The organism is Klugiella xanthotipulae (genome assembly GCF_006716695.1).
GTDB classification, from domain to species: domain Bacteria; phylum Actinomycetota; class Actinomycetes; order Actinomycetales; family Microbacteriaceae; genus Klugiella; species Klugiella xanthotipulae.
Genome location: NZ_VFPN01000002.1, coordinates 414,334 through 433,331, shown reverse-complemented (window position 1 = coordinate 433,331; position 18,998 = coordinate 414,334). Strand labels below are relative to the sequence as shown.

General features: G+C 64.0%; 12 protein-coding genes. 4 read left to right on the top strand and 8 right to left on the bottom strand.

Features of this window, described 5'->3' with window-relative positions; all coding sequences use genetic code 11:
• Positions 1 to 32: 32 nt before the first annotated feature.
• The 4 genes from FB466_RS08070 to FB466_RS08055 are packed head-to-tail and all read right to left on the bottom strand — an operon-like array spanning position 33 to position 6,710.
• Positions 33 to 3,602, bottom strand: a complete 3,570-nt coding sequence (locus tag FB466_RS08070) for a glycosyltransferase family protein (RefSeq protein ID WP_141917469.1) — start codon at positions 3,600 to 3,602, stop codon at positions 33 to 35.
• A 34-nt stretch (positions 3,603 to 3,636) separates the two neighbouring features.
• A complete protein-coding gene (locus FB466_RS08065; RefSeq protein ID WP_141917467.1) occupies positions 3,637 to 4,488 on the bottom strand; it encodes a glycosyltransferase family 2 protein in 852 nt (283 codons plus the stop codon).
• A 36-nt stretch (positions 4,489 to 4,524) separates the two neighbouring features.
• Entirely contained in the window at positions 4,525 to 5,772 is a 1,248-nt protein-coding gene (locus tag FB466_RS08060; protein WP_141917466.1) for an ABC transporter ATP-binding protein, read from the bottom strand.
• A gap of 32 nt (positions 5,773 to 5,804) precedes the next feature.
• A complete protein-coding gene (locus tag FB466_RS08055; RefSeq protein ID WP_141917464.1) occupies positions 5,805 to 6,710 on the bottom strand; it encodes an ABC transporter permease in 906 nt (301 codons plus the stop codon).
• A 164-nt stretch (positions 6,711 to 6,874) separates the two neighbouring features.
• Here FB466_RS08055 and FB466_RS08050 point away from each other — a divergent pair, with 164 nt between their 5' ends.
• Complete coding sequence (locus FB466_RS08050) at positions 6,875 to 9,223, top strand: hypothetical protein (protein ID WP_141917462.1); 2,349 nt, start codon at positions 6,875 to 6,877, stop codon at positions 9,221 to 9,223.
• 17 nt (positions 9,224 to 9,240) lie between these two features.
• Here the strand turns inward: FB466_RS08050 and FB466_RS08045 are convergent, their stop codons facing one another.
• Positions 9,241 to 11,352, bottom strand: coding sequence for a glycosyltransferase (locus FB466_RS08045; protein ID WP_170206074.1), 2,112 nt, complete (start codon positions 11,350 to 11,352; stop codon positions 9,241 to 9,243).
• A 128-nt stretch (positions 11,353 to 11,480) separates the two neighbouring features.
• Between FB466_RS08045 and FB466_RS08040 the strand changes: the two genes are divergently transcribed.
• The 3 genes from FB466_RS08040 to FB466_RS08030 all read left to right on the top strand — a co-directional run bounded on the left by FB466_RS08040 (position 11,481) and on the right by FB466_RS08030 (position 16,000).
• Complete coding sequence (locus FB466_RS08040; RefSeq protein ID WP_211344787.1) at positions 11,481 to 12,863, top strand: glycosyltransferase; 1,383 nt, start codon at positions 11,481 to 11,483, stop codon at positions 12,861 to 12,863.
• A complete protein-coding gene (locus FB466_RS08035; RefSeq protein ID WP_141917457.1) occupies positions 12,860 to 13,441 on the top strand; it encodes a hypothetical protein in 582 nt (193 codons plus the stop codon). Before FB466_RS08040 ends, FB466_RS08035 begins: the two co-directional genes overlap by 4 nt.
• Positions 13,442 to 13,519: 78 nt before the next feature.
• Positions 13,520 to 16,000, top strand: coding sequence for a glycosyltransferase (locus FB466_RS08030; RefSeq protein ID WP_141917455.1), 2,481 nt, complete (start codon positions 13,520 to 13,522; stop codon positions 15,998 to 16,000).
• 67 nt (positions 16,001 to 16,067) lie between these two features.
• Here the strand turns inward: FB466_RS08030 and FB466_RS08025 are convergent, their stop codons facing one another.
• The 3 genes from FB466_RS08025 to FB466_RS08015 are packed head-to-tail and all read right to left on the bottom strand — an operon-like array spanning position 16,068 to position 18,882.
• Positions 16,068 to 17,753, bottom strand: a complete 1,686-nt coding sequence (locus FB466_RS08025; protein WP_141917454.1) for a DUF2142 domain-containing protein — start codon at positions 17,751 to 17,753, stop codon at positions 16,068 to 16,070.
• Positions 17,750 to 18,157 (bottom strand): DUF2304 domain-containing protein, encoded by a 408-nt coding sequence (locus FB466_RS08020; RefSeq protein WP_141917452.1) that lies wholly within the window; start codon positions 18,155 to 18,157, stop codon positions 17,750 to 17,752. The genes FB466_RS08025 and FB466_RS08020 overlap by 4 nt, the downstream gene beginning before the upstream one ends.
• Positions 18,154 to 18,882 (bottom strand): glycosyltransferase family 2 protein, encoded by a 729-nt coding sequence (locus FB466_RS08015; RefSeq protein ID WP_141917450.1) that lies wholly within the window; start codon positions 18,880 to 18,882, stop codon positions 18,154 to 18,156. Before FB466_RS08015 ends, FB466_RS08020 begins: the two co-directional genes overlap by 4 nt.
• Between the last annotated feature and the right edge of the window lie 116 nt (positions 18,883 to 18,998).

Below are 18,998 nucleotides of genomic sequence, written 5' to 3'. Positions count from 1 at the left end.
ACGCGGCGGGTGTCTGCCACACCCGCACGCGGCTACAGCGGGTGCGCTATCCCGCGCTCCGTCAGCACGTCCCCGAGGAGTGTCTGCGCCCTGCGCACAAACGTGTGCTCGCGCGCTACAGCCTCGGCAGCCCGCCGGAAGGTGACTTCATCCGGCCAGAGGGGGGAGTCTTCGGCCAGCAGCAGCCGGAGCTCATCGATGTTCCCGTAGGTTTTCACGGTGCCGTGAAAAAGTTCCTCTATCCCCTCGACGGGGTCGCTGATGACGCGCGCGCCCGAGGCGACAGCCTCAAAAAGGCGGTTGGAGTAGAAGCCCTGGGCCGCCATCACTGACCAGTGGTCGTTGAGGACGATACGGGCAGTACGGTAGGCCTCCGGCAGCGTGGCGTTGGGCAGGGAGTGGGCCTTCACAAAGTGTGCGGGGATGAAGGTCTCCCAGTCGTCACCGTACACGTCGAGCCGGGCACCGGCCTCGATTGCGTCGCGGACGATTGGGCGGAACACTCGACGGGTGCGGCCCACAAAAAGGACGTCGTGCTCGGCAGCCGAGTGTGGCTCAGCTCGGGGGTGGAAGCGCTGGGTGTTGGCGGCCTGAAGCAGCGGGCGGACCGGTATCTTCAACTGCGCCGATGCCTCGGACGCCCATCCCGTACTCGCGGCGTAGACAAGCTGGTAGCCGGAAGTGAGCTCGTCTGTGGTGACCAACTCTGGGTGGCTGATAATCCAGAGGATATTGGTGGCACCCGGCTGTGGTACGAAGCGTTCCAGCCCGCGCAGGGTGACGGTCACATCGTCGAGGTGGGTGGAGTCGGGTCGCTCGTGGGCGGGTTGCCGGTCAATCACGACCTCCTGGCCGAGGGCGCGGAGCCCGGCCGCCAGGTCATTGGCAAAAAAGGTATCGCCCCACTGCGCGCCTCGGGGGCCAGCGTGGGCCGGGTTCTTGATCGCCCAGCGCAGTGAGGGCAGGCCAGCAGCCGGGCCGGAGGGCACACGGCGCGCGGGTCGCGCCACCTGAAAGTGTGCACGGCGAACGGAGGTGCCCGGTAGCCGTCGCCCGGCGAGTGTGCCGGTGGTGGTCAGCGATCCGGAGCCGAACACCTCCCGGTCGGTGCGGGCGGGTGTTTCGGACCAGGCGCGTTGGAAGTGTGCGGAGTCGGCCGCGGCACGGAGTTGGGCGGTATCCGCGGGGAGGGGTGCGCTGTGTGCCACCAGTCGCCGTGCGGTGGTTTCGGTGACCGTGCGAAAGTGCCCCTCAACCGTCCGGGTGATGCGCTGGCACAGGTCGGTATCGCCGTGCTCTTCCAGGTAGGCGGCGCGGAATCCGGCGACACCACAGAAGGCCGCGGCGGGCACCATGAGGAGCAAGCCACAGGCCGCGGCGAATGCGTACCCCTCAGCCTGGACACCATCCTCGCCGGGGAAGCCCGAGAGGAACCGTGAGGGAAGAGCCTCGTCTGCGGCGTACACGGTTCCCGCGGTGAACACGGTGTCGTCGCTGTCCAGCAGGAGCGGTTGGACTCCCGCTACCCCGTCACGGGCCAGCACTCGGCTGAGGGCCTCGAACCAGCCGTCTGCCACCACCACGTTTTCATCGGCCAGGACGATCCGGTTCCCCGTTGAACGGGCACAGGCCAGGTTGAGCGCCACGCTCCGTTCTACCCGGGCGGGCGTTCGGATGATCTGCACACGCCGGTCGGTCAGGCTCGCAAGGGTGAGTACGGCTGAGGTTGAGCGGGGGGTCCCGTCGCAGACGACGATGATCTCGACGTCGGCGGGTGTGGTGGCGCGGAGTGCCGTGAGCGCCGTGAGCGCATTCTCCCAGCCTGAGCGCACGTAAAGCAGGATGGAGCTGAGCGCCGCGTTGCGCTGGGGGAGGCCAGTCGCCACCTCATCCCAGCGTTCAAGCGTGCGGGCCTGGATGATTGCGAGGTCCCGATCAACGGGCGGGCTGAGTGCGGGTGGTGCCTCCGGTCCCGGGCGTTCGGCCGGGCGACCCCGGCGTTGGCCGGTCACGATGGAGGCGGTGCGGACGAGGAAATCCCACTCCACGAGTGCGTCGAGGTCTGTGCTGAAACGGCCCTCGCGGATAAAAAGCTCGTAGCTCACCAGGAAGCCGCGTAACGAGGTGGGGCCGAGCCACAGTTGGCGCTCGGCAGGGGTGTAGCCGGGAACGTCGGCGGCCGCTCCCGAGGCCCACACCGCCTGCGCGTAGCGGAGGCCGGTGTCAGTGCCGCCCGTGGTGAGCAGAGAGCTTAGCCGGTCGGGAGACCAGGCTTCCGATCCGTTCCACACGGTGATGGTCTGCCGGGTGCCGGCGTCGGCGGCCTCGTTGAGGGCCGCGGTTCTCCTGCCCTCCGTGGTGACGACACGGATGCGCGGGTCACGCTCCACGAGTGCGTTGACAAAGCGTGTGCGTGAGAGCGCCTCCTCGGCGGTGCCGCAGATGAGTAGCTCCCAGTCGGTATGTGTTTGCGCGAGGAGGGTGTTGATCGGTTCCATACTCTCGACCGAAATCTGGGTCACACTCACCAGAATTGTCACGCTGCTCGCGGCCGCGGCATCCGTAGCGGGTGCGGGGGCCGCGAGCCGCTGCGGGGGGGTGGGGGGGAGCCCGCGACCCGTGAGCGCGCGATGGGCGCAGTACTCGGCGGCGGCGGTGAGTGCGCGCTCGCGCACGGTGACCCACTCGGGGTGGGGGACGTTGGGGTTACTGGGGCACGTTTCGAGCGTGCGATCAGTTTCGGCGCGCTCCAGGAAATGGCCCGCCCGCCCGCCCGGGTGGTCTGGTGCCTCGGGGAAGAGTTCGCCGTAGCGGTGACCGTCGAAGATCGGGCTGGCTGGGGCATCCTGCCCGATGCTGAGGAAGTGGAAGAGCTGATTGACGGTGGGGTCCGGCTGGTACTCGACCAGGTGGTTGAGGTACCACTCGGGTTCAAAGAGGGGGCTGGGGGAGTAACCCAGTATCTCGCCCGTCTCCAGATAGTGGTTGATTGCTGCCTCTCGGGAGAGGAAAGTGAGGCCCGTCTGCGCGGCGTAGTAGTCGAGGTCAAAGAGGGGCGAGGCCGCGATCGTGCGGAAGACCATGCGGTTGTGCAGGGTACTCAGAATCACGTCGTCCCACGTGAGCATGCGGCCGTCGGCGTCCCGGAAGTGCGCGTGGCGTAGCTGGCTTGGTAGCCGGCTGAGCTGGTGGCCCACAATCCCGCCGGTGTGGCGGGTAGCGCGGGGAACCGTACTGCCGTAATCCGGTGTGATGAGGCGAAGTTCCGGTTCTTCGACCGGGGTCGCTGCGAGAACCCACTCCCGGATGTGGCGGCTGGCGTAGATATCTGCTCGGGCCTCGGGGGCGACACAAAACTGGTTGGGTAGCAGCCCCATCTTCCACCCGGTGGTGAGGTAATGCCTCTCGGCCGCGTGCAGTGACGGAAAGGTACGGTCGAGCTGTGACTCGTAGTATTCCTTGTGCACGAGCCGACTGCGCAGCCAGAGGGGGCGCTGGATGACCGACTTGAGGTCAATCAGGGTAGACCGGCTCACGAGTCCGCCGATCGCGCGCTCAATGACGCGCGTGATGCCGGTGGGGGCCGAGGCGGGAGTTGTCAACGTGGAGTCCTTCTGGTCGGGTGATGACAGTGCACTACAGGCGACGGGTGAGCCACCAGCTTCGGAACGAGAGCCCCCCACGAACGACCAGGCGCAGGGGGGCCAGGTACCAGCCCGTGTATTTGCGGGAGAGGTAGGTGTAGGCGCTACGGTGATGTTCACGGATCATCATGGCGGCAGATTCGCTCGTGGAGGTGGAGTGCGCACCGCGGTGGGTGACGAGTGCGCTGGGCACGTACATATTGGCCCAGCCAGCGCGGCCGATGCGCGCGCCCAGGTCAACATCTTCGAAGTACATAAAGTAGGTGCTGTCAAAGCCGCCAATGGCGTCAAAGACGTCACGTCGAATGAGGATGCACGCCCCCGAAAGCCAGCCGGCTGGCCGCTCTGTGCTGGTGTTGGTTTCCTGAAGGTAGAGTGCCGTCCAGGGGTTGCTCGGCCACAGGCGGTAGAAGAGCGCGTGGCCAATGCCGTTACGCAGCGAGGGTAGCTGGCGAGCAGAAGGGTACACCCCGCCATCCACGTTGAGAATCTGGGGGCCAAACGCGGCGGCCTGCGGGTTGCGATGGGCGGCGTCCACGAGGGCGTCGATAGCACCGGGGTGGAAGACGAGGTCTGGGTTGGCGATCAGGATGAAATCTTCACTGATTGCGAGCTGGGTGAGACCCGCCGTGATGCCGCCACCGTAGCCGAGGTTCTGGTCAAGGGCGACAAACTGGGCCGAATGCCTCCGGGCGATGTCTCGGGTGGCCTCTCGCTCGCCGGAGTTGTTCTCAACGATGACGAGCCGGAAGCCTCGCTCGCTGGCCGCGGGGAGCGAGGCACAAAAATCGTCGAGGACGTCAGCAGAGTTAAACGCGACCGTGACTACCAGGGTCTCTGTCACAGTGTTCTCCGCTTCGCATTGGTACGCATGGTCAGTTTAGGACACAACTCCCTGGTCTTCGACCGACGTATCGACGTACACCACACCGCCCACATTGGTGGCGGTCTGAATGGTAAACGTCGTGGCCTGGCGCCGCAGGTGAATCTGCTCGCCGGACCCGTCAACGAGTGCAACTGTGACGGCATACTTACCCGATCCCAGGTGGTTGTCGGCCAGGGTGAACTGTAACCGGCGATTGGCCTGGAGCGGGCTGAATTCTTGTCCGAGTCGTGCCGAACTCGTCGAGAAGATGTTGTTGCCCCGGGAATCCGTCACCTGGATGGCGACCCCCCACTCCGCGAGGGGCTCATCGTGTTCGACCTCGGTGGTGATCAGGACATCCTCGCCCGGCCCGATCGGTGTATAGGCTTCCTTGTCGCGACCCCGTGCGGTGGCCCCCGTGACGCGACCGGGAGTATACCCCAGTCGTTTCTCCTCTTCGGGGAGGCGCTCCTGGCGGGCCTCTTCCAGCAGGTCGCGGAACTTTTCAATCGCGGTGCGTGGTTCGCCCTGGTAGGTGACGACACCGTGGTCGAGGAGAACAACGCTGTCGCAGAAGTTCTGGACCGTGGCCATCGAGTGAGTTACCAGGATGATAGTGCGACCCTCCTGCTGGAATTCACGGATCTTATCGAGGCACTTGCGCTGAAACGCTTCGTCGCCCACGGCGAGTACCTCGTCAACGAGGAGGAGGTCGGGGTCGGTGTGTACCGCGACCGAAAACGCGAGGCGCACGTACATGCCGGAGGAATAGAACTTGACCTGGGTGTCGATGAATTCGCCAATTTCGGAGAATGCCACGATATCGGCAAACTGTGCCTCGGTTTCCTCCGTGCTGAGTCCCAGGATGGCACCGTTGAGGTAGATATTCTCGCGGCCGGTGAGGTCGGGGTGGAAGCCGGCACCGAGTTCGAGGAGGCCAGCCAGGCGACCGCGGCGCATCACCTCCCCCGCGGTGGGGCTGATAACGCCGCCGATAATCTTGAGGAGCGTGCTCTTACCCGAGCCGTTGTGGCCGATCAGGCCGATCGTTTGCCCCGCGTTGATCGTGAGTGATACGCCGTCGAGGGCCCAGAAATCCTGGCGGTGGCGGCGGCCGTCGCGGCCGAGGGTAACGATGCGTTCCTTGAGCGAGTTGTCGCTGCGAATCTGGAACCGTTTGGTCACGCTATCAACCTTCACCATCACGGGGGTGTCCCGTGCGGCGGGGGTGGAGTCGTGCGCGAGAGTTGAGTCAGAAGTCATTGCGGGGATGTCCTTGTCCGGTGACAGAGCTACTAGAGCATCTGGGCAAAGTTGCCCTGTAGCTTACGGAAGACGGCGTGTGAAACAAGCGTGATGAGGGTGCTGATGCCGATGGCCACCCACAGCGACAGCATGAGGTTGTCAGGGTACTCCTGCGCGGTGGGTTCCCCTCCGCCCGTCCACATGGCCTTGTGGAAGCCCAAAACCGCCAGGGTGATGGGGTTGTTGGTGTAGAGAGCCATGCCGATTCCGTCACCCAGAATGCGGTGCACCATCGACCAGGAGTAGACGATGGGCGACGCCCACATCAGCACCATGGTGGCCACCTCGACCAAGTATTTTATGTCTCGGAGATAGACGTTGATGGCCGAGAGGAGGAGGCTCAGGCCGAGCCCGAGAATGACAAGTAGGAGTACCGCGGGGATGATGTACAGAATGCGCCAGCTGAGGGGGAAACTGCCGATCAAAATTGTCGCCGCCACCAGAATCGCGAACTGCACCACAAAGTTGAAGAGGGCGGAGCCAATGGCTGCGAGTGGGAAAATCTCGCGCGGCAGGTAGACCTTCTTGATCAGGCCGCTGCTGCTGACAATTGAGGAGGTCCCGCTGCTCAGGATCTCCGAGAACAGGCCGTATGCCGTCAACCCGGCAAAGATGTAGATGGCAAATTCCGGGATATTGCGCTCAGCCTGGAGGACCTTCCCCAGAATGAGCCAGTAGATCAGGAGTTGCGTGAGGGGCTTAATGAGGGTCCACAGAAAGCCCAGGGCGCTGTCTTTGTACTTGGCCTTCAGATCTCGGCGGATCAACAGGTCAAGGAGTGCTCTGTTGTCGAAGATATCCCGCACCGAGGCAAAGAACTGGATCTTGTTGGTGCCGCCACCAACCGATTGAAGCGGCTCATGTGAGAGGGCATCAAAGCGATCTTGGGCAGTCATATTTCCTTCGGATGTTACGGGCAAAGTCACCCAAGTATAGTCCTGGCGCTCGAAGAGCATTCTGAGCATAATGGCCAAAAGCTGGTGGTTGTGCCGCCGTCTCGCTTAACATGGTCAGTATGAATAGCAGGGTGGGAACTTTTCGTGCGTTAAAAAAGTGTGGGGTGCTTGCGTTGTCGGCGCTGCTGTGCGCCACCGTACTTACTGTTGTGCCGAGCGTGTCCGATGAACCAGCCCAGGCTGCCGGGTTTGATCCCGGATATATTATTTCCGACGCACTCTTTTTTAATCCGAACACGATGAATGAAACTCAGATTCAAACATTTCTCAACGGGCAGGTTGCGAGCTGTGGGGCGGGATCAAGCTGCCTGAGGAACTATCGGCAGAACACCGCGAGTCGGGCCGCGACGGCCTATTGCTCGGGGTACCCCGCCGGGACAAACGAATCGGCGGCCCTCATCATCAAGAAGGTGGCCACGATCTGCGGTGTGAACCCTCAGGTCTTGCTCGTGACCCTGCAAAAAGAGCAGGGCCTCATCACCGCTGCCAACCCCAGCTCCTTTCAGATGCGTGCGGCGATGGGGTACGGATGCCCGGATACCGCCCCCTGTGACGCCCAGTTTTACGGATTCTTCAACCAGGTCTACCAGGCGGCGACAGCTTTTAAGCGTTACGCGGCCAACCCACAGAACTACCGCTACAAGGCCGGGGCTAATAACGCTGTGCTGTATCACCCCAACGCGGCCTGTGGATCCTCCACCGTGTTCATCCGCAACCAGGCCACGGCCGGACTCTACGTGTACACGCCCTACCAGCCGAATGCTGCGGCTCTCGCCGCCGGGTTCGGTACGGGTAACAGCTGTAGTTCCTACGGGAATCGCAACTTCTATAACTACTTCACGAAGTGGTTCGGCTCCCCTAACGGGGCCACGCAGGTGAGGGCAAAGCTGGAAGCGGTCTCCGGCACCTCGGGCGGCATCCAATTGAGCGGTTGGGCCTTCGACGAGGGGGTCACAGCCCCCGTGAACATTCGGACGACCGTCAACGGCAAACTGTATTCTCAGGAGGCCGCCTCGGCGCTCCGCGCAGACGTGAAACGTGCGTACCCCCTCCAGAGTGACCGCCACGGGTTTACCCTTAACATGCCCTCGCCGATTGGTACGAGTACCGTCTGCGTGACCGCGGTGAACGCCGGATCCACCCGCAGCACCAATCTGGGCTGTCGTAGCGTGAAGGTAACGGCCGATGCGGGTACGCTTACGGGCCGTTCCGCCGTGCTGGAGGCGACCGCTCGCGGTGTGAAGGCGGAGGGTTGGGTGGTCACGGGTGCCTCGGGTACCGGCGGTCGTCTGCACTTCTACGTCAACGGTAAGTACACCTCAATGCACATGGCAAATAAGGCGAGTAGCGACCTCAAGAGTTTTTTCCCCGCGGCGACCACCAACCTGCTCGGTTACTCCGAGGTCCTGCCGCGTGCGGTGGGAACCTACAACGTGTGCACCTACGCGGTGAACGCCGCGGGTACGGCCAAGGTCGCGCTCAAATGCGCGGATATCACGGTGACGACGCAGACGCCCGTTGGTCGATTCGAGTCGGCGACGGTTTCCGGCTCCACGGCCTCCGTGAACGGCTGGGCCTTTGACCCGGCCACTGTCAACGCGATTGCCGTTCGGGTGACCCTCAACGGCGTGGCGGTCAGCGACGCGGTGACCACCGCAACGCGCACGGATGTGCAGCGCGTCTACTCGGCTCAGGGGGTAACCCACGGCTACCAGGTCGCTGTCCCCGGTCTGAAAGAGGGTGCCAATACCGTCTGTGTGCAGGCTGTTAACGTGCAGAAAGACAAGACCGCCGATCTGGGCTGTAAAACGGTGACGCGGGTTGCCGCCGTGCCGCAGGGCAAGCTGGAGGCTGCTTCCGTGTTGGGCACCACCCTGAGCGCATCCGGGTGGGCGTTTGATCCCACGAGCACCGCATCGACCCGGGTTGACGTGACGGTTGACGGGGGTCCGGCTGTGCCGGTCACCGCCAACGTTGCCCGACCCGATGTGAAGCGGGCATACCCCGCGCAGGGCTCCGCCCACGGGTTTGGCTACACGACGACTCTGGCCGCGGGTACGCACCAGGTGTGCGCGACCGCTCGATCACTATCGGGCGCGGGTTCCCGGGCTCTGGGCTGTAAGACCGTTACGGTCAGCGCGGCGAAGCTGGACGGACGCCTGGACTCGGCGACGGTGAGCGGAGCCAACGTGGTGGTCTCCGGCTGGGGCTTTGAGGCTGGTGTTAAGGCGCCGGTCAATGTGTCTGTCTCGGTGAACGGAAAACTCAGTACCACCGCCCTCGCCAACGTGCCCCGGTCGGATGTGCAGCGCGTGTACCCCGCACAGGGACCTACTCACGGCTACTCGCTCACCGTTCCGCTTCCGGCGGGGAAAAGCACGGTGTGTACCTCGGTGATTAGTGCCAACGGGGCGCGTACCGCCCAGGTGGGGTGCAAGACGGTCACGCGCTAACCGCGGAGGGCACCTCTCTAGCGGCGCAGCCCCCCACGTAGCCGACGTAGCCGAGAGGATGCCGCCGCGAGTCGCTGGGCGAGGGCGTAGCTGCGGCTGCCCGTCACCTGTTCCAGGTGCTGTTCCAGCTGCCGCTCATGAGCAATGACGGGTTCGGCCTGTGCCGCGAGGATGCCCACGGTGTGGTCACGGGCCGCGAGTCGGTCGAGATCGGGGGCGCTGGCGAGTACCTCGCTCGCGCTCGCCCAGAACTCACGCTGGTAGTCGGCCAGACTGCGCAGGCCGGTGGCGGCGGGAAGCCGGGGCTCGGTGATCGCCGTGGCTACGGCATCCGCGAGCCCGTCGAAGTGATCGAAGAGGGTGACATAGTCGCCGATGCGGAGCGTAGCGACCACCTCGCGGGTGGTGACGGTGTCGAAGGCCACTGTGCGGGCACCCAGCCGTGCGGCCTCGGCGAGCGGGAGGCCAAAGCCCTCGTAGGCGGAGGGGAAAACCAGGCAACCGCATGAGCGGTACAGCTTGTTCAGCCAGAACTCGTCGAGCGCGCCGGAGGGGAGGAAGGTGGCGTGCGGAAACTCGGCGGCGAGTGTGGCCGGTCCCAGGACCACGACGGGAACGCTGCTCGCCGCAAGCGCCGTGAGCGCCTGGCGCAGCTGCTTATGGGCAAACGCGTTACCCATCACGAGCGCGTAGTCACCCGCTCCGATCAGCGCGCGGATGGCGGAGGGAAGGGTATCGGTAGCTGGCCGTGGTGCCTCGACCTGAGACCCAGCCCCCATGGGGATGACCTGTACGCGTTCCCAAGCGCTCTCCTCGATGCCGGTGAAGAAGAGGCGGGCATCCGCGACCGTTGCCGCGCTGATCGCTATCGTCCGGTCGGCGTAGCGCAGGGCCAGCTCCATGACGCTCGCGCGTTCGGGCGTCTGCACCCGGATATCCCACGTGCGCAGGGCGATAATGTCGAGGTAGGAGACAACCCAGCGCAGGCAGAAGCGGTTGAGGGCGATCAGCTGGTCGGTGCTCGCCACGGGTGAGATCGCAATGCCCAGGTCGAAGATGCCGTCGATCTCCGCGTAGGGCACCACGCGGAAGCCGTAGGACGGCAGATCGAAGTGAACAATGGCGTCGGGCTGGGCGGCGAGTACCACCTCGAGGTGTTCGGGTCGTTCGCCCCGCAGCGTTTCCAGAAAGGTGAGGATGTTGCGGGTTGTCCCGTTGTGCACGGCGGGCATCTCGTAGAGGTCCACGAGCACGCGGCGGCGCGGTGCACCGTCCGGTACGATCAGGTCGGCGAAACGGTCGGCGGCGGTGTAGGAGTTTTGGATGAACCGCACCACGGCATCCGGATAGAAGGGGTAACGTTCGCGCAGGATGGCCGAGTTGCGCGTTTCGAGCTCGCCGCGCTGCTCGCTGCCGAAGCTCGCGCTGCCCGCGTGCAGCACGAGCGCGTGGTTGGCGATCAGCGACGAGTAGCCGAGCGCGTTGAGACGTAGGCACAGGTCGTTCTCCTCGTTGTAGCCGCGGCCAAAGACCGGGTCAAAGAGCCCGTGGTTGTGGAGGAGTGAGCGCCGCACGAGCAGGCAGAAGCCGTGCGAGATGGGGCTCACATAGTAGCGGGGTAACCGCTCGGCGAGGGTGGCAAACACCCGGGCCGTTCGGTCGGTCTCGCGGGGCTCGTTCTCCGCGGCCCGGCGTTGGAAGGGTAGTGAGGCGATTGTGGCATTGTTGCTGCGCGGGCTGACCGTGGCGTGGCGCTCGCTGAGGTGCAGGACATCCACCATCTCCTCGAGTGCCCCGGCCGTCAGCTCGGCGTCGCTGTTGAGCAGCAGGATGTTGTTGTCGGTCTGGTCGAGTTCGGTAACGGCTCGGTTGCACGTGCCCACGAAGCCCAGATTATGCGGGTTGCGTTCGTAGCGCAGGGTGGGGTGTCCCTCGATAGCCTCGAGGATGCCCGCCTCCAGGGCGTCTGCCTCTGGCCCGCAGTCGTTCACAAAGAGCACATCACACCGCTCAGGGGAGGCGTGCGCGAGGAGTGAGTCGATGCAGCGGTGCAGCGTGGGCCAGTCGCCGTAGACCGGAACCACAATCGTGGTGCGAGTGGGCGGACTGGCGGCAGAGCGCGTCGTCATGGGGTGACTCTTTCCTGGGCCGGGACGGTGGGCGGTGCTATTTAGTCTACGGGGCGGTCTCTGCGGGTATCCGGCACTCGGTGTGTGCCCAGGTGGTGCTCGCATAGGATGGTCCGGTGAGGGTTCTGATGCTGTCCCACAGCTCCGCCCAGGAGAATCTTGGCGGGGCCGAGTTGTCGTTTTTGCGACTGATCGACGTCTGGCGTGCCCGCACCCCCGAGATCGAGATTGTGGTGGTGGCCCGTACGCCCGAGGGCCTGCTGCAGCCCGAACTTCGCGCGCGCGAGATCGAGTGTCACACGATTCCCTACGATTCCTGGGTACTGACCGTGCCCTCAACCGACGACTACGAGATCCTGGGCAACGAGCGGAATAATGCCAACGCGATTGCGCTCATCCGTCAGATCATCGTTGAACGCAAATTTGATCTTGTCGTGACCAACACAATCGTCTCGCCCTGGGCCGGGGTGGCCGCCGCGCTCGCTCAGGTGCCACACGCCTGGTTTGTCCGTGAATTTGGTGACCTGGATCACGGCCTCACCTTTGCCCTTGGTCGCGAAGAGACCTACACCGACCTCAACCTGCTCTCACAGGTGGTCATTACCAACTCCGAGACGATTCGCGACCACATCGCTCCGTGGGTGGATGCCGGCACGATGATGGTGCAGTATCCCGATGTGGATGCAGACAGCGTACGTGAGCGCTCTCAGGAGGACTGGGAGGCGGGGCGGGAGCCGTGGGTCTTCACGCATAACCCGAAGGACCTCCGACTCGTGATGCTGGGCCGGGTGGCCGAGTCGAAGGGCCAGTACACCGTCATTGATGCCGTCACGGAGTTGGTGGCGGCGGGTAAGCCCGTGCGGTTGTGTCTCGTCGGCTCGATTCTGCCGGCCGAACGCGCCCGGATGGAGGCTCTGCTGCGTGAACGCTCGCTGGAGAAGCACGTACAACTGGTTGGCGAGGTGAGTAACCCCTTCCCCTACGTCGTCGAGGCCGATGTGGGTATCACGGCGTCACGCGCCGAGGCGTTTGGCCGCGGTACGACCGAGTACATGGCGCTGGGTCTGCCCGTGCTGGCCTCCCGGGCTGGAGCAAACCTGGAGCTGGTGGAGGACGGGGTGACCGGCATCCTCTTCGACTCGGGGGATGCACACAGCCTGGCCGAGGCGATCAGTGCGTACCGGGGCAAGACGGAGCGCGTGATGACCGACGGCCGCGCCGCGCGCGAGCGATTTGACCGGGTACTCGCCACGCGCTACCCGGTGGGGGCGGTTATCGACCGCCTGGAGGCTCTGGCGGTCTCCGACGAGGTCACGTTTGAGCTGCCTCACCTGCCCCATCTGGTGCACCATTGGATGACGCTGCCGGCCACGTTCCGCCGGGTTGTCTCCGCCGTTCACCTCGATGTGGATCCGCGCTCGCTGCCTCGCTACCAGGTGGGGGAACAGATTATGGCACCGATCCGCTCCGTTCAGCGCTGGTGGCGTCAGCGGGGCGGGAGGCGCTCGTGAAGGTTTTGGTGATTACCGACGGCAGCGAGCGGGCTAACGCTTGGCGCGACCGGACCGACGTGTTGCACGTGGTCGTGGGCTCGGAGGACTTCCCGCACGATACGCTAATGCTTGCCGAGCGGGCCACCGAGCTCTTTCGTGAGGTGACGGAGATTCTTGCCGCGGGGGAGGTCACCGTTGTGCTCGCTGTGGGCCATGTGTCGCCCTACGGTGCGCTCGCGGCCCGGGTCTGCGCCGTGCCCTACGTGTGGGCGGCTCCGCCCGATGCGCGCTCAGTTGATAAGCGCATCGTTGACCACAACGATCTCTCCTCTGCCCTCATCCCGATTGGTCCCGAGGACACCATGCTCCGCGCCGTGGCCAAGGTGCTGCCCACCGTGCCGGTGACAACCGAGCTGCGGCGGCTGCCGCGCATCGTGGAGGTGTGGCTTGCGGTGCCCGATTTAGGCTTCCGACGAATGGAGCTTGCGTCGGCGGGTCGCGCCAATATCCACGCCACGGCCGAGTGGCGGGTGGGCGGTGTCGTTGCCTGGCTCACGGCACCGCTGCGTCGGGTGGCGGGTCTTCTCCGCCGGTAGCACCGCGTGCCGACACCCATCCCGAGCCAACCCGGCGCTGATAGGATGACCGCAGCCCAGATTCCCCGAAAGGTGTGTATGTCTGCACAACACTCAGGCGTCGTTTCCGTTGTCCTCGTAAACTTTCGGGGTACGGACGACACCCTCGACGCTATCCGTAACCTCCAAGCCATCGATTGGCCCCAGGACCGCCTCGAGATCGTGGTGGTGGAGAACGCCTCCGGCGATGATAGCGAGCAGCGCCTCCGCACCGAGGTGAGCGGCATTAACCTCATCGTGTCGAAGAAGAATCTGGGCTTCGCGGGGGGGTGCAACCTCGGGGTGGCGAAGAGCTCTGGGGAGTACGTGGCCTTGCTTAACAACGATGCCCGGCCAGACAGCCAGTGGATCCGAGCGGCTGTTGACCGCTTCGAGCGCTCCTCGAAGATCGGCGCGGTGGCCAGCCGCGTGCTCGACTGGGAGGGAGAGAAGGTTGACTTCATCGGTGCGGCCCTCACCTGGTACGGGATGGGCTACAAACCGTTTACCGGGGAGAGCATCCCGAGCACCCCCGACACGGTGAAGGATGTGCTCTTTGGCACGGGCTCAGCCATGTTTGTGCGCCGCAGCGTGTACGACCAGCTGGGCGGCTTCGACGAGCGCTACTTCATGTTCTTCGAGGATGTTGACCTCGGCTGGCGCCTCAACCTCGCTGGCTACCGTTACGTGTACGAGCCTGCCTCGCTCGCTTACCACAAACACCACGCGTCGATGAGCAAGTTTGGCTCGTTTAAGGAAACCTATTTTCTGGAACGCAACGCGCTCTTTACGCTTTACAAGAACCTGGGGGAGGAGTCGCTGCACGAGAACCTGGCAGCGGCGATTGCCCTCACCGCCCGCCGCGCTGTTGCCCGCGGCGATCTCGACTCAACCTCGCTCGACCTGCGAAAAGGTGGGAGCGACGGGGAAACCCAGGAGGTGCCGAAGAGTACCCTGGCCACGCTCTACGGTGTTGACCAGTTTGTCGCCGAGCTCCCGGGCCTCCGCGAGGCGCGGGAGCAGATCCAGTCCACGCGGGTGGTGGATGACCGCCAGCTGTGGCGTCTCTTTGGCGAGACCGACGCCCCCGCCTTCGCCGGTGACTATTTTCACGAGGGCTATGCCAACCTGGTGAACACGTTTGCTGTGCTGGACGCCCCCGAGGCGCGTCGGGTGCTGATTATCACGGGCGACCCCATCGGGCCGAAGATGGCCGGTCCGGCTATCCGCGCGTGGAATATGGCTCAGGCGCTCTCTGCCCATAGCCTCGTAACCCTCGTGACTCTTGCCGGAGTGCAGGGCGAGGTGGATGCCCCGTTCGATATCGTGCATGTGGCTCCCGGTGCGGAGAAAGATATGAAGGCGCTTGAGCAGAAGGCCGATGTGGTTGTCTTCCAGGGGCTCGCGATGGCGCTGTTTCGGTGCATTCGGGAGACCAGCAAGATTCTTGTCTGCGACATTTACGACCCCATGCACCTGGAACATCTGGAGCAGGGCCGCGAGCACGGCGGGGCCGAGTGGACGCGTCAGGTGTCCTCGGCTACGGATGTGCTCAACGAGCAACTGGAACGCGGCGACTACTTCCTGTGCGCCTCGGAGCGTCAGCGGCACTTCTATCTTGGCCAATTGGCCGCACTGGGCCGCATCAACCCGGCCAATTACGAGAACGATCCCGACCTCACCGGGCTGATCAGCGTCGTACCGTTTGGCCTCGATACTGAGCCGCCTCGGCATGAGCGCGACGTGCTCAAGGGGGTCTGGCCCGGTATCGGCCCGGACGACAAGGTGCTGCTGTGGAGCGGCGGGGTTTACAACTGGTTTGACCCCAAGAACCTCATCCGCGCGGTGGCCGAGTTGAGTCGGCGACGGGAGAACGTGCGCCTGTTTTTCCAGGGCACCAAGCATCCGCACCCGGGGGTGCCGGAGATGGCCATCGTTGCCGAATCACGCGCTCTCGCTGCCGAATTGGGTGTGCTCGATCAGAACGTCTTCTTTAACTCGTCCTGGGTGGATTACGCTGATCGGCAGAATTTCCTCACCGAGGCGGACGCCGGTGTGAGCACGCACTTCTCGCATGTGGAGACCACGTTTTCGTTTCGCACCCGCATTCTCGATTACCTCTGGGCCGAACTACCGATGGTGGTGACGGAGGGCGACCACTTCGCCCAACTAGTTGCCGAGCGCGGCCTGGGTGTTGCGGTGCCCGCCGAGGATGTGTCGGCGCTTACGGATGCGCTCGAACGTGTTCTCTTTGACGACGCCTTTGCTGAGGCGGTCCGGGAGAACATTCGCGAGGTACGCCAGGACTACTTCTGGGACCGCGTGTTGGAGCCGCTCGTATCGTTCGTGAACGAGGCTCACTTCGCCGAGGATCGCATTCGGCAGGGGGCCTCGTTCGATAGCCCGGTCGCCGCCGGTCGGCGGGTACGCGTTCGCAAGCACGGTCTCGCCCGCGATGTGGAACTGGCCGTGTTTTACCTGAAAAACGGCGGGCCTAAGATTTTGGTGAAGAAGGTTTCGAACCGGCTCAAGCGCCGCTAGGACGGATACGAAAGGGTGATGCCCCGCCACCGTGGTGGCGGGGCATCACCGCGTGTGTGGCGTGCTGCTAGTGGGGTGTCGGGGTAGCGTTCGGCTCCGAGGTGGCGTGAGCCGGCTCGAGGGCTGCATCCGCGGGTGCCTCGGTGTCTACCGTGTCGGCATCGGCCACCTCCGGGGTAACCGTTTCAGTGGGACGTGTGCGCATGATTCGCAGGCAGAACCACAGTGTTACCGCCAGAGCCAGAGCATAGGTGCAGATGATCGGAATGATCCCGAGCCCGGGGATGGTGCCGAGCGGCGGTTTCCACTCGGGGTAGCGCAACGCTTGCGGCCAGCCGGTATCGAGCCCGGTCGTGAACCGTCGAAGAACCTCGGTAAATGCGTACAGGTGGGCCAGGCCCAGGGCAATCACCACGATCACGCTCGCGCGCTTCTGAGCGTAGGCGGGGGCCCGCTGCAGGTACTCGCCCGCACCCACGGTCAGGGTGAAAAAAAGCATCATGAAGAGCGGCAGGTTGTAGCGCCCCTGCCAGATCAGTCCGCCCCCCGTGATGTACATGCCCTGGATGATGGCAGGTAGCAGAATAAAGAGAGCCGTCAGCGTCGTGGCCATGATGAGCTTGCGACCGCGCAGCACGGCCATCGCCAGGATGAAAACGCCACCGGTGAGAGTTGCCCACAGGAAGTAGACGGGTTCTGGAGCCGGTGTATCGAGCCAGCCGAACAGTCCAACGATGCCCTTCGAGTAGTCGAAGAACCCCATAATCAGGATGCGGAAGCCCATCCACCAGGGTTGGCCGTAGAGGGGGTACTTCCGGTCGAGGTTGGTATCGTCAATGCCGGCCCCGAGCACATTTGAGGAGAGTAGCCAGAGGATCGCGAATGCGCTGCCCAGGGCAACGAGAATTGCCGTGATGATGACGATCCGTTTTCGGATCAGCTCAAGAAGCTGCGCTCCGGAGAGCAGAATGAGCGGAGCGAGTACCGCTATGGCCAACCATAGCGCGGATAAACCGCGCGTATTGACCCCGATCATACCCGCGATGGCCACGGCTATTCCACGCTCCATGAGGACAGACGGTGGCGTGGTTCTTTGCGTGATGATGGTGAGCATTCCCACAAAGACGGCGAAAAGAGAACTCGCCTCAACGGCGTTGGGGTTGACGGCCGCCCCCAGGAACAGGAAGACCGGAGTGGCCCCAATGAGAACGCCCATCATGGCGTATCGACGGACGCGCCAGGTGGCCGCACAGGAGATTGCAAAGGCCATGAAAAGGCTGGTGAGCGCCACACTCACAATTCTCATGGCGTAGATGCCGGTGGTGTCGGTGAAAATGAGGGTGGGCCAGCCGACGAGGAGGTAGTAAACAGGGTTATAGAGCCCCGCCGTAGTGGGGGCCGTCACCGTGGCGTTGCTCTCGGCGGCGGGGGCGGGCTGGCAGGTGGCACTGACCTTGTTTTGGAAGGCAAAACAGGTGCGTTTGTCGGTCGTCTCCCCGATGTACGCGGGCACCTGAACCTGGTGACCCGAGGGTGAGTTTTCGCCAATGAACTGACCGCGCACCACGGATGCAGCCTTGACCATGTGCGCGGGCTCATCCGGTGAGCCCGAGACGGGGGTGGTGATGGCCCAGATCGACATCAGTCCGGTGAGCAGGAGCCACGACACGAAGAAGACACGCCAGCGCCCGCGGAGGAAGGCGGGTACCGCGGGTCGAGTGGTGCGGGTATCCGTGGGTGCCGCTCGATTCATTCTGTCGTGTCCTGTCCGTCGAGGTGTGGGCCGAGTCGGCCGGGGCCGGTGCCCGTAGCGGTCTCTAATTCGCGCACGCGAACCGCGAGCAGGGCCGATTCCTCGGCCAGGATACGGGTTTTATCTTCTAATCGGGTGAGTTCCGAGCTGTGCTGGATACACACGAGCACGAGCAGGGCGATGCTGACAAAGAACACCAGGTTGGTGGGCACCTCAATGCCAATAACAGAGGCGGCCCATTCGAGTGAGCCCGGGAAGATGCCGATAACGAGGCCCAGCGCACCGCCGAAGAGCCACCACACGGCGTGCCGCTCCCGGAGGCGGTTGCGGCGCAGCATCTCGATAACGACTCCCAGTGTGATAACGGCTGTGAAAATACCAAAAATATAGCTGGTCACCGTCACTCGAGCGCTCCTGCCTTCGGTAAGGGACGGAGGTAGGCAATGGCGAGGGCCATCATCGCTCTGCCCAGGTAAACGGCCGCCTTAATCGGGGCATGCGAGGGGGTACCGCCGGCACGGGGCCGCATCGCTGCGGGAACCTGGCGGATGACCAGCCCGGAGCGACCCGCGATCACGAGCGCTTCAATGGTGTCGCCGAGATACTCCGCCGGGTAGTTGTCGGCAAAGAGTGCAACGGCGCGTGGCCCGTTGGCCTTGAGCCCGGAGGTGGTATCGGTCAGCTGAGTGTGGGCCGTCTTGCTCAGTACGGCGGAGAGAAACTTCATTGCCCATTTGCGGGGGCCACGCACGGTGTAGCTGCCCACTCCCGCAAACCGGGCACCAATCACGACATCAGCCTCACCCAACAGGGCGAGCAGATCGGGCACCCCTGCCGGGTCGTGTTGGCCGTCGGCGTCAATTTGCACAACGTTATCGAAGCCATTTTCACGCGCATACTTGAACCCTGCGCGCATGGCACCGCCCACTCCCAGGTTGAACGGGAGATCGGCTACGGTAGCACCGGCTGCCCGCGCACGTGCCACGGTGTGGTCAACCGACCCGTCGCTCACCACCAGACAGTGAACCCCTGGAAGCGTGGCGTAGACCTCGCGCACCACATCTCCGACGACGGCCTCTTCGTTAAATGCAGGCATCACAATGAGTGTGCGTGCAAAGAGATTAGGCATGGACTCGATTCTAGGCTACGCATATGCATCCGTGCCCACCCGCCACGCACGAAAGCCGGTCGCCGCTTCGTGGTGCGCCGACGAGGGCGGGGTGTGGAAATGACTGTGGCATCCGC